Annotated in this window: 9 protein-coding genes; 6 read left to right on the top strand and 3 right to left on the bottom strand. The window is 73.3% G+C overall.

Annotated features, from left to right (window positions below; translation table 11 throughout):
- Positions 1-46: 46 nt before the first annotated feature.
- The gene (locus C2L58_RS44565; RefSeq protein ID WP_199191729.1) at positions 47-1,264 is read right to left on the bottom strand and encodes an MFS transporter; all 1,218 of its coding nucleotides are present in this window, start codon (positions 1,262-1,264) and stop codon (positions 47-49) included.
- A 121-nt stretch (positions 1,265-1,385) separates the two neighbouring features.
- Complete coding sequence (locus C2L58_RS44570) at positions 1,386-2,168, bottom strand: IclR family transcriptional regulator (protein ID WP_103343665.1); 783 nt, start codon at positions 2,166-2,168, stop codon at positions 1,386-1,388.
- 84 nt (positions 2,169-2,252) lie between these two features.
- Here C2L58_RS44570 and hutH point away from each other — a divergent pair, with 84 nt between their 5' ends.
- The 6 genes from hutH (at position 2,253) to C2L58_RS44600 (ending at position 10,435) form a co-directional block, all read left to right on the top strand.
- The gene (gene hutH, locus C2L58_RS44575) at positions 2,253-3,776 is read left to right on the top strand and encodes a histidine ammonia-lyase (RefSeq protein WP_103343666.1); all 1,524 of its coding nucleotides are present in this window, start codon (positions 2,253-2,255) and stop codon (positions 3,774-3,776) included.
- A gap of 57 nt (positions 3,777-3,833) precedes the next feature.
- Positions 3,834-5,486 carry a urocanate hydratase gene (hutU, locus tag C2L58_RS44580; protein WP_103343667.1) on the top strand — a complete coding sequence of 551 codons (1,653 nt, stop codon included), beginning with the start codon at positions 3,834-3,836 and terminating at the stop codon, positions 5,484-5,486.
- Positions 5,483-6,679, top strand: coding sequence for an allantoate amidohydrolase (locus C2L58_RS44585; RefSeq protein WP_103343668.1), 1,197 nt, complete (start codon positions 5,483-5,485; stop codon positions 6,677-6,679). Before hutU ends, C2L58_RS44585 begins: the two co-directional genes overlap by 4 nt.
- A 125-nt stretch (positions 6,680-6,804) precedes the next feature.
- The gene (locus tag C2L58_RS44590; RefSeq protein ID WP_233226277.1) at positions 6,805-8,037 is read left to right on the top strand and encodes a formimidoylglutamate deiminase; all 1,233 of its coding nucleotides are present in this window, start codon (positions 6,805-6,807) and stop codon (positions 8,035-8,037) included.
- Positions 8,025-9,170 carry an imidazolonepropionase gene (gene hutI, locus C2L58_RS44595; RefSeq protein WP_103343670.1) on the top strand — a complete coding sequence of 382 codons (1,146 nt, stop codon included), beginning with the start codon at positions 8,025-8,027 and terminating at the stop codon, positions 9,168-9,170. Before C2L58_RS44590 ends, hutI begins: the two co-directional genes overlap by 13 nt.
- 107 nt (positions 9,171-9,277) lie before the next feature.
- On the top strand, positions 9,278-10,435 hold the full coding sequence (locus tag C2L58_RS44600; protein WP_233226275.1) for an FAD-dependent oxidoreductase: 1,158 nt from the start codon (positions 9,278-9,280) through the stop codon (positions 10,433-10,435).
- Here C2L58_RS44600 and C2L58_RS44605 read toward each other — a convergent pair.
- Entirely contained in the window at positions 10,419-11,282 is an 864-nt protein-coding gene (locus tag C2L58_RS44605) for a lipase (RefSeq protein WP_103343672.1), read from the bottom strand. The two genes, C2L58_RS44600 and C2L58_RS44605, sit on opposite strands and share 17 nt — an antisense overlap.
- Positions 11,283-11,314: the final 32 nt, after the last annotated feature.

Below are 11,314 nucleotides of genomic sequence, written 5' to 3' on the forward strand. Positions count from 1 at the left end.
GAGGCGGTGAAGGGAGGCGCACCATGTGCGGACGCGACAACTGAGGTCATCGGCTCACCACCCCGGCCCGGCGCCACGCCCTCGCGATCGGCACGGCCACCGCGGCCCCGGCCGCCCCGGCCACGGCGATGGTGTGCGCCGGGCCCAGCACGTCGGCCAGCGCGCCCGCCGCGGCCGCGCCCAGCCCCTGCACGGTGATCAAGCCCGTCGAATTCACCCCGGCGCACTGCGCGCGGTGCTCGTCGGGCACCCGCCGCATGAACGAGACCGTGCCCTGGATGTTGTAGCCCGTCGCCACCAGCCCGGACGCCGCCATGAGCACCACCGACGCCACCAGGCCGGGCCGGCAGACGAACACCACCAGCGGCAGCCCGGCCACGATCCCCAGCCAGCCCAGCACGCGGACCTGCACGTGCTCCGGGATCCACTTGCCGAACACGACGCCGCCGAGCACGCTGCCCGCCGGATCGGCCGCCATCAGCAGCCCCACCAGCGTCGCGCCCGCGCCGATCCCGGCCGCGTACGGCGCGGCCAGCGCCTCCGGCACGACGTAGAACCCGGCCAGCCAGTTGAGCGCCACCAACGTCCGCAACGCCGGGTCGCGCCAGATCAGCCGGATACCCGCACCGGTCGTGGACAGCCAGGCCGGCCGGACCGCCTGGGTGATCGCCGCTCGCCGCCGGACGCCGGTGACCAGGAACAACGCCGAAAGCAGGAACGTCGCCGCGTCCAAGGCCAGCGCCGCCGACGGGGTGAACGCGGCGATCAGCGCGCCGCCCCCGGCGAACCCGGCCAGCTGCGCGCCCTGCATCGTCACGTTCCGCAGGGCCATCCCGACGAGGTACCGCTCGCCTTCCAGCACCGACGGCAGCAGCGCCTGCTGCGCCGCCTTGAACGGCCCGCCGAGCGCCGTCATCACCGCGACCAGCACGCACAGCACCCACAGCGGCACACCGGGGACGGCGATGACCGCGACCAGCGCAGCCCGCGCCAGGTCGGCCGCGACCATCACGTTCCGCCGCGGCCACCGGTCGCCCGCGCCGGCCAGCAGGATGCCGCCGAGCAGCGAAGGCACGTACGTCAGGGCGTAGGTGAGCCCGGTCAGCGCGGCCGAGGACGTGCGCTGGAAGACGAGCACCGCGAGCGCGACCCTGGCGAGCTGGTCACCGCAGACGGAGAGCAGCTCGGCGGTCCACATCGCCCGGAACTCGGCGACGGCGAGCACCGCACCGAAACCGGCCTTCTTCACCCCTGCGTCATCCATCGGTGCCCCTCGAAACCGCAGCCCCCGCTACGGTAATCACCCACCGGAGTGGAATCGAGCCGTTCGGTGACAGTTGCCCCGATCGCACCAGCCACAACCCCCGGACGGCCCGCGACGGCCGTCAGGCCGGGTGGCCGCCGATGCGGGTGGTGAGCTCGGCCGCCGTCGTCGCCACTTCCGCCGCCAGGTCCGGCCAGGTCTCCGGGCACGGCTCCGCCGCGCAGTGGTGGCGAAGCGTGACGCTGATCGCGGCCAGGGGGCGGGCGCCGTGGTCGAAGACCGGGCAGGCCACCGAGGCGAAGCCGGCAGTGACGTGGCCGTCTTCGACCGACCAGCCGAGCCGGCGTTCCGCGGTGAGGGTGCGGCGCAGCTCGGCCAGCGTGCGGGGGCCGCGGCCGGTGCGGAGCACGAACGCCGGCGCCGCCGGGAACAACGCCCGGACGTGCGGGGCCGGCAGGTGCCGCAGGATCGCCCGGCCGGACGCGGTCAGCTGCGCCGGCAGCCGGACGCCGACCTCCGTCACCAGCGTCTCGGGGCGGGCCGGGCGTTCCTTGATCAGGTACAGCGACTCGTTGCCGTGCAGGACGCCGAGGTGGGCGGTGTGCCCGACGCGGTCGACGAGCTTGCGCAGCAACGGCCCGGCCAGGCGCTCCAGCGGATCGTGGCGCAGGTAGGCCGAGCCCAGCTCGAACGCCGCGATGCCCAGGCCGTAGCGGCGCTCGGCGGCCAGGTGCACGACGAAACCGGCCGCTTCGAGCTCGCTGAGCAGGTGGTACGTGGTCGAGCGGGGGAGTCCCGCTTCCCGGGCGATGGCCGCCGCGGTGACTGGACCCGGCCGCGTCGCCAGCAGGCTCAGCACCGCCAGCCCGCGGCGCAGCGCCGGGACCTCGCTGCTGTCGCCCATGGCCCGAGCCTAGCGTCTGGGATCCCAGACAGAACCACCCGTTGAGGCATCCCACCAGCGGTTCCGAAGGGGTGCAATGGGCCCATGCCGGAAAAAGTGCTCCTGGGCCCGGAGCCCCTGACCGCCGCCCAGGTCGTCGACGTCGTCCGCGGCCACGCGCCCGTCGGGCTCACGGACGCCGCCGAGAAGAACCTCGCCGCGACCCGCCTGCACATCGAGGACCTCGCCCACGCCGTCACGCCCACCTACGGCGTCTCGACCGGCTTCGGTGCGCTCGCCACCCGGCACATCCCGGTCGAGAGCCGGACCGCGCTGCAGCGCAGCCTGATCCGGTCGCACGCCGCCGGTGCCGGGCCCGCCGTCGAACCCGAAGTCGTCCGCGCGCTGATGCTGCTGCGGCTGCGCACCCTCGCCAGCGGCTACACCGGGGTCCGCCCGGGCACCGCGCAAACGCTTGCGGCCCTGCTCAACGCCGATATCACCCCGATCGTCCACGAGTACGGCTCGCTCGGCTGCTCCGGCGACTTGGCGCCCCTGGCCGCCGTCGCGCTGGCGCTCATGGGCGAGGGTGAAGTGATCCACGCCGGTCGGCTGAAGCCCGCCGCGGAGGCGTTGAAGCAGGCCGGGATCGAGCCCGTCGTCCTGGCCGAGAAGGAGGGCCTCGCGCTCACCAACGGCACCGACGGCATGCTCGGCATGCTCCTGCTCGCCGCCGCCGACCTGCACCGGCTCTTCGACATCGCGGACCTCACCGCCGCGATGAGCGTCGAGGCCCTGCTCGGCACCGACCGCGCGTTCGCCGCCGACCTGCAAGCCCTGCGCCCGCATCCCGGGCAGGCGAAGTCCGCGGCCCGGATGTGGCAGGCGCTGCAGGGCTCGAAGATCGTCGAGAGCCACCGCGGCCCGGACTGCAACCGCGTCCAGGACGCCTACTCGCTGCGCTGCGCCCCGCAGGTGCACGGCGCCGCGCGCGACAGCCTCACGCACGCCGAACTCGTCGGCGAGCGCGAGCTGATGTCCGCGGTGGACAATCCCGTCGTCCTCGCGGACGGCCGCGTCGAGTCCAACGGCAACTTCCACGGCGCGCCCGTCGCCTACGTCCTCGACTTCCTGGCCATCCCGGTCGCCGACGTCGCCAGCATCGCCGAGCGCCGCACCGACCGGATGCTCGACAAGGCGCGTTCGCACGGCCTGCCGCCGTTCCTCGCCGACGACCCGGGCGTCGACTCCGGCCACATGATCGCCCAGTACACCCAGGCCGCCATCGTCAGCGAGCTCAAGCGGCTCGCCGTCCCGGCGTCGGTCGACTCCATCCCGAGCAGCGCGATGCAAGAGGACCACGTCTCCATGGGCTGGTCGGCCGCGCGGAAGCTGCGCAAGGCCGTCGACGGCTTGACGACCGTGCTGGCCATCGAGCTGCTGACGGCGGCCCGGGCGCTGGACTTCCGGGCGCCGCTGGAACCGTCGCCGGTCACCGGCCGCGTCCGGGACCTGCTGCGCACCAAAGTGAACGGCCCCGGCCCCGACCGCCACCTGGCGCCCGAAATCGCGGCCGCCGAAGAACTCGTCCGCTCCGGCGCCGTCCTCGACGCCGCCCGCCTGTCGTGAGTGGTAAGGAGGGTTAGAACCCGCCTTACCACTCACGACCGCCTACCTGGAGGTCTGATGTCCCGCGTCGTCCGTGCCGCCCGCGGCACCCAGCTCACCGCGAAGTCGTGGCAGACCGAAGCCGCGCTGCGGATGTTCCACAACAACCTCGACCCCGACGTCGCCGAGCGGCCCGAGGACCTGGTCGTCTACGGCGGCACCGGCAAAGCCGCCCGCAACTGGGCCAGCTTCGACGCCATCACCCGCGAACTGACCTCGCTCGAGGTCGACGAGACGCTGCTCGTCCAGTCCGGCAAGCCGGTCGGGGTGTTCCGCACGCACGAGTGGGCGCCGCGCGTGCTCATCGCGAACTCGAACCTGGTCGGCGACTGGGCGACCTGGCCGGAGTTCCGCCGCCTGGAGCAGCAAGGCCTGACCATGTACGGCCAGATGACCGCGGGTTCGTGGATCTACATCGGCACCCAGGGCATCCTCCAGGGCACGTACGAGACGTTCGCCGCGGTCGCGAAAAAGAAGTTCGGCGGGACGCTGAAAGGCACCCTCACCGTGACCGCCGGCCTCGGCGGCATGGGTGGCGCGCAGCCGCTGGCCGTGACCATGAACGACGGCGTCGCGCTGGTCATCGAGTGCGACCCGCAGCGCGCGCACCGCCGCGTCGAGACCCGCTACCTCGACGAGGTGGCCGACGACCTCGACGACGCCATCGCCCGCGTCACCAAAGCGAAGCAGGAGAAGCGCCCGCTGTCGGTCGGCGTCGTCGGCAACGCCGCCGAGGTGCTGCCGGAGCTGCTGCGCCGCGGCGTCGAGGTCGACATCGTCACCGACCAGACGTCGGCGCACGACCCGCTGTCCTACCTGCCCAAGGGCGTCAGCGTCGACGACTGGCACGACTACGCGGCCAAGAAGCCCGACGAGTTCACCGACCGCTCGCGCGAGTCGATGGCCGACCACGTCGAGGCCATGCTGGGCTTCCTGGATCGCGGCGCCGAGGTCTTCGACTACGGGAACTCCCTGCGCGGCGAAGCCAAGCTCGGCGGCTGCGAGCGCGCGTTCGACTTCCCCGGTTTCGTGCCCGCCTACATCCGCCCGCTGTTCTGCAAAGGCAACGGCCCGTTCCGCTGGGCGGCCCTCTCGGGCGACCCCGAGGACATCGCGGCCACCGACCGCGCGATGCTGGAACTGTTCCCGGAGAACGAATCCCTCGCCCGCTGGATCAAGCTGGCCGGCGAGCGCGTGGCGTTCCAGGGCCTGCCCGCCCGGATCTGCTGGCTCGGCTACGGCGAGCGGCACCTGGCGGGGCTGCGGTTCAACGAGATGGTCGCCAGCGGCGAGCTGAAGGCGCCGGTCGTCATCGGCCGCGACCACCTCGACTCCGGCAGTGTCGCCTCGCCGTACCGCGAGACCGAAGGCATGGCCGACGGCTCCGACGCGATCGCCGACTGGCCGCTGCTCAACGCGTTGGTCAACACGTCCTCGGGCGCCAGCTGGGTGTCGATCCACCACGGCGGCGGCGTCGGCATGGGCCGGTCCATCCACGCGGGCCAGGTCAGCGTCGCCGACGGGACGCTCCTGGCCGCGCAGAAGCTGGAGCGGGTGCTCACCAACGACCCGGGCATGGGCGTCATCCGGCACGTCGACGCCGGCTACGACCGCGCGGCCGACGTCGCCGACGAGCGCGGTGTGCGGGTGCCGATGCGGGAGGCCGAGTGACCGCCTCCGGGCTCCTCGGGGAGATCGCCGACGTCGGGCGCGACCCGAAGCGCGGCGGTTACTCCCGCCACGCCTTCGACTCGCCGGAGCACGACCTGCGCGAGTGGTTCGTCGAGCGCGCGCTGGGGCTCGGGCTGGACGTCGAGACCGACCGCAACGGCAACATCTGGGCCTGGTGGGGGCCGCCGGGACGCAACGCCGTCGTCACCGGCAGCCACCTCGACTCGGTGCCGGGTGGCGGCGCGTTCGACGGCCCGCTGGGTGTGGTGAGCGCGCTGGCCGCTGTCGAAGCCCTGCAGGCCAAGGGGTTCCGGGCGCGCCGGCCGCTGGCCGTCGTGGTGTTCGCCGAGGAGGAGGGTGGCCGGTTCGGCGTTCCCTGCCTGGGTTCGCGGCTGCTCACCGGCACCATCGACGCCGACAAGGCGCGCGGCCTGCGGGACGCCGACGGCGTGACGTTCGCCGAGGCGGCCGGGAAGGCGGGCGTCGACCCCGCGCGGATGGGCCGGGACACCGAGCGGCTCGACCGGATCGGGCAGTTCCTCGAGCTGCACGTCGAGCAGGGGCGCGGGTTGATCGACCTAGGTTCGCCGGTGGCCGTGGGCAGCACGGTGATCGCGCACGGACGGTGGCGGTTTTCCTTCGCGGGGCAGGGGAACCACGCCGGGGCGACGCTGCTCGCCGACCGCGCGGACCCGATGCTGCCCGCCGCGGCGACGGTCACGGCCGTGCGGCGGCTGGCCGCGAAGGTGCCGGACGCGCGGGCGACCGTCGGCCGGCTCGTGCCGACCTCCGGCGGGACCAACGTCATCGCGTCCACTGTGGACCTGTGGCTGGACGCGCGGGTGCCCGGCCAGGGCACGCCGGGGCTGGTCGCCGAGATCAGCCGGGCGGCCTCGGACGCGGCGAAGGAGGAAGGCTGCCGGGTCGAGGTGACGCGCGAGTCCTACTCCGGCGACGTCGTGTTCGACGACGGTCTCCGGCGTGACCTCGGCGAGTGGCTCGGCGCGCCGCCGGAGCTGCCGACCGGCGCCGGCCACGACGCGGCCATCCTGGCGGGGTTCGTCCCGGCCGGAATGCTCTACGTGCGCAACCCGACCGGGATCAGCCACTCGCCGGAAGAGTTCGCCGAAGCCGACGACGTCGAAGCCGGTGCCGCGGCGCTGGCCACGGCCCTGGAGCGGCTGGCGCAGTGACCCCCAACCCGACCCCCAACCCGACCCTCGGCCCGCGGGGGCGCCCCCCGTTTCCAGCCTATCGCCCGGCACCGACAGTTTTCTGGTGCGAACAGGCCTGGTTGCCGGGCGGGATCGCGGCCGGGGTGCGGATCGACGTCGACGGCGGCCGGATCACGGGCGTGACACCGGGCTCACCGCGGTCCGGCACCGTGCTCACCGGACTGACGTTGCCGGGCTTCGCGAACGGGCATTCGCACGCCTTCCACCGCGCCCTGCGGGGGCGGACGCACCACGAGCGCGGCACGTTCTGGACGTGGCGCGAGCGCATGTACACGCTGGCCGCGCGGCTCGACCCGGACACGTACTACCGGCTGGCCCGCGGGGTCTACGCGGAGATGGTGCTCGGCGGGTACACGAGCGTCGGCGAGTTCCACTACCTGCACCACGCGCCCGGCGGGAAGCCCTACGCCGACCCGAACGCGATGGGGGCGGCCCTGCGGCAGGCCGCGGCGGACGCCGGGATCCGGTTGACGCTGCTCGACACGTGCTACCTGGCCGGCGGGATCGGTGTCGAGCCCGACGAGGTCCAGCGGCGGTTCTCCGACGGCTCGGCGCCGGCATGGGCTTCGCGGGTGGCCACGCTGAAGGAAGACGAACTGTTCCGGGTCGGCGCGGCGATCCACTCGGTGCGGGCGGTGCCCGCCGATCAACTGTCGCTTGTGGACAGTGCCCGGGTCGTGCACATCCACTTGTCGGAGCAGCGGGCCGAGAACGAGCAGTGCCGGGCCGCCTACGGCCGCACGCCCACCGAGCTGCTCGACGACCACGGCGTGCTGACCGAGCGCCTGGTCGCCGTGCACGCCACGCACCTGACGGCGTCGGACATCGACCGGCTGAGCGGGGCGCGGGCGTGCTTCTGCCCGACCACCGAACGCGACCTCGGTGACGGCATCGGCCCGGCCCGCGCCCTGCGCGACGCCGGGGTGCGGCTGAGCATCGGCAGCGACAGCAACGCCGTCGTCGACGCGTTCGAAGAGACCCGCGCGCTGGAGCTGGACGATCGCTTGGCCAGCGAAGAACGCGGCCGGTTCAGCGCCGAAGAGCTCCTCGAAGCGGGCACGGACCATGCGGCGATCGGGTGGGACGAGGTCGGCGCGCTCGCCGAGGGGGCGGGCGCGGACCTCGTCACCGTGGCCCTGGATTCGGTGCGGACGGCCGGGATCGAGCCGTCGGGTGTCGTGTTCGCGGCATCCGGCGCCGATGTCCGGCACGTCGTCGTCGCCGGCCGCGAGGTCGTGCGGGACGGCGCGCACCTGCTCGTCGACCGACCGGAAACCCTACTGGCGAAGGAGATCGAGGCACTGTGGCGGTCCTGATCACGGGCATCGGCGAGCTCACCACCAACGACCCGGCGCTGGGCCGGCTGACCGACGCCGCCCTGGTCGTCGAGGGCGGGAAGGTCGCCTGGGCCGGGTCCGCCGCGCAGGCCCCGGACGCCGACGAACGCGTCGACGTCGGCGGCCGCGCGGTGCTGCCCGGCTGGGTCGACAGCCACACGCACCTCGTCTTCGCCGGCGACCGCACCGCCGAGTTCGAGGCGCGGATGGCCGGGAAACCCTACACCGCAGGCGGAATCGCGACCACGGTCGGTGCCACTCGGGCGGCGACGGACGAGCGGCTGGCGGCGAACCTGCGTCACCACGTCGCCGAGGCGGCCCGGCAGGGCACGACGTGCCTGGAGACCAAGACGGGCTACGGGCTCACGGTGGCCGACGAAGCCCGGAGTGCCCGGATCGCCGGTGAAGTGGCCGACGAGGTCACGTTCCTCGGCGCGCACCTCGTGCCGCCCGGTGCCGACGCGGAGTCCTATGTGGACCTCGTGTGCGGCGAGATGCTCGACGCGGTGGCCGAAAGCGTGCGCTGGGCGGACGTGTTCTGCGAGACGGGCGCGTTCGACGAGGCCCAGTCCGCACGGGTGCTGAAGGCCGCCGCCGGGCGTGGGCTCGGCCTGCGGGTGCACGGCAACCAGCTCGGCGAAGGCCCCGGTGTCCGGCTGGCGGTCGAGCTGGGCGCGGCGAGCGTCGACCACTGCACTTATCTCGCGGACACGGACGTCGAAGCGCTGGCGGCTTCCGAGACGGTCGCGACTTTGCTGCCCGCCTGCGACTTGTCGACCCGACAGCCGCTGGCCCCGGCTCGGCGGCTGCTCGACGCGGGGGCGACGGTGGCGCTGGCCAGCAACGCCAACCCGGGCAGCTCGTACACGACGTCGATGGCGTTCTGCGTCGCGACGGCGGTGCTGCAGATGCGCATGACGATCGAGGAGGCGGTCTGGGCCGCCACGGCCGGCGGCGCGAAGGCGCTGCGCCGCGACGACGTGGGCGTGCTGCGCCCGGGCGCCCGGGCGGACGTCCACGTGCTCGACGCGCCTTCGGTGACGCACCTGGCTTACCGGCCCGGCGTGCCGCTGACGAACATGGTGTGGCGTGCCGGGGAGCGTGTGCGCTAACGTCGAAAGCGAGGACGCGCGAAGACACAGTCCGGTATGGGTTAGTCCGGGCGGCTTACGCAGGCTTACCTGTGCGTCCCTTCCTCATCCGTGACGAAGGGACAGCTGTGTCTGTGATCATCATCGGGGCCGGCCTGGGTGGCCTGAGCCTCGCGCACGGCCTGCGCCGCGCCGGGATCCCGTGCCGCATCTACGAACGCGACGAGTCGGCGGGCGCGCGCAAGCAGGGGTACCGGCTGCACATCAGCGGCGTCGGCGACGCGGCGTTGCGCGAGGTGCTGCCGCCGGAGCTGCACCAACTCTTCCGCGCCACCGCGGGCCGCGCGTTGCCGCACACGAACGTGTACGACCACCGGTTGCGGCTGCTCACGCGCCTGGAAGACGAGGGAACTCACCTCAACATCAACCGCTTCACCCTGCGGCAGATCCTGCTGCACGGCCAGGAAGTCGCCTACGGCAAGCAGTTCACGCACCACGAGACCGGTGCGGACGGCGTGACCGCGCACTTCGCCGACGGGACGACCGCGCGGGGCGACCTGCTCGTCGGCGCCGACGGCATCAACTCCGGCGTGCGGCGGCAGTACCTCCCGCACGCCCCGGTCGTCGACGCCGGGCTGGTGCACCTCTACGGCCGGATCCCGCTGACGCCGGAAACCCGCGCGCTGTTCGAGCCGGAGATGTTCGCGGTGTTCTCCATGATGCTCGGCCCGGACCGGACGATGGCCGGGTTCGCGCCGGTCGACTACCCCGAACCGGTGGCCGACGCGTGCGCGCGGCTGGTGCCCGACCTGCGGTTGCGCGACGACCGGCCGTACATGACCTGCTCGGTGGGCGCGCGCTGGGAGATCGCCGGCCACTCCGAAGCCGAGCTCGCCGTGATGGCGCCGGAGGACCTGCAGAAGGTGGCGCTCCGCCTGGTCGACGGCTGGCACCCCCTGGCCCGTGCGATGGTCGAGCACTGGGACGTCCCGGCGACGTTCCCGCAACCCATCCGGACGAGTATCCCGATCGGGCCGTGGGAACCGTCGCGCGTGACGCTCGTCGGCGACGCGATCCACGCGATGAGCCCGGCCGCCGGCGCGGGCGCCAACACCGCGTTGCGCGACGGTGCGGCGTTGGCGTCCGCGCTGGCCGGGGCTCCGCCGCTCGAGGCGGTGGCGGCCTACGAGACCGCGATGGTGGCCTACGGGTTCGCCGCGGTGCGGGAGTCCGCCGAAAACGGGCGCCGGTACCTCGGGCAGAACCCGCTCACAACGGCAGGGTGAACGGCGTGCACGCCGGCGCGTAGCTCGCGTCGAGCGCGTGGAGGATCAGGCCGGTGACGTTGGGGTCGACCGCCTGGCTCAGGTGCCCGGACGCGTCTCCCGCGCAGAAGTCCTGCAGGACGACGTCCGTGGTGCCCGGTTCTCCGAGGATTCCGCTGGTGTAGGGCGTGACGACCTCGTCGTACTTGCTCACGATGCTCGTGTAGGTGGGGCCGGGGACGTGGACGCCACCGCGGGCGAGGTCGTCCAGGAAGGCCGACGGCGCGAGGTACTCGGTGCACGCGCCGCACGTCGTGCGCAGGACCGCGCCGAGCCCGGGCGCGGAGGTGAGCAGGGCCTTGGCGAGCGCGTCGAGGCCGCCGAGCGTCGTCCCGCGGTAGTTGGCGCCGAAGCCGGCGAAGTGGGCGACCTTGGCGGCCCCGCCGTACTTCAGGTAGTACGCGGGCATCGTGCTGCCTTCGGAGTGGCCGACGATGTCGACCTTCGCCGCTCCGGTCGTGGACCGGACCCGGTCGACGAACCGGCCGAGCTGCGCCGCGCTGTCGCGCATGGACGCGAGCCCGCCGACGCCGGGACCGAGGATGCCGGTCCCGTACGTCAGTGAGAAGACGCAGTAGCCCTGGGCGGCGATCTTCGGCGCGTGGAAGAACCAGTTGACGGTGTCGTTCGCGCCGAGCCCGTGCACGAGCACGACGGGCTCCGGGTGCGCGGCCGAGGGCCGGCAGCCCCAGTCGTTCCAGCCGCTGCTCGGGGCCGCTTCCGCGACCGGCGGCGCGACCGCGCCGAGGGTGAGCGCCGCGGCGAGCACGGCCAGGGTTCGCTTGACACCGCCGTTGGTGACCCACATTCCGTTGCCTCCAGTTACCCGTCAGTACGTGA

The sequence above is a fragment of the Amycolatopsis sp. CA-126428 genome, from assembly GCF_002904335.1.
In the GTDB taxonomy this organism is placed as follows: Bacteria; Actinomycetota; Actinomycetes; order Mycobacteriales; family Pseudonocardiaceae; genus Amycolatopsis.

What these genes read in the sequence shown, in the direction of transcription:
- hutU (WP_103343667.1), top strand. Translation starts at nt 3,834, where the DNA reads ATGTCCCGCGTCGTCCGTGCCGCCCGCGGCACCCAGCTCACCGCGAAG.
- hutH (WP_103343666.1), top strand. Translation starts at nt 2,253, where the DNA reads ATGCCGGAAAAAGTGCTCCTGGGCCCGGAGCCCCTGACCGCCGCCCAG.
- C2L58_RS44565 (WP_199191729.1), bottom strand. Translation starts at nt 1,264, where the DNA reads ATGGATGACGCAGGGGTGAAGAAGGCCGGTTTCGGTGCGGTGCTCGCC.
- C2L58_RS44605 (WP_103343672.1), bottom strand. Translation starts at nt 11,282, where the DNA reads ATGTGGGTCACCAACGGCGGTGTCAAGCGAACCCTGGCCGTGCTCGCC.
- C2L58_RS44570 (WP_103343665.1), bottom strand. Translation starts at nt 2,168, where the DNA reads ATGGGCGACAGCAGCGAGGTCCCGGCGCTGCGCCGCGGGCTGGCGGTG.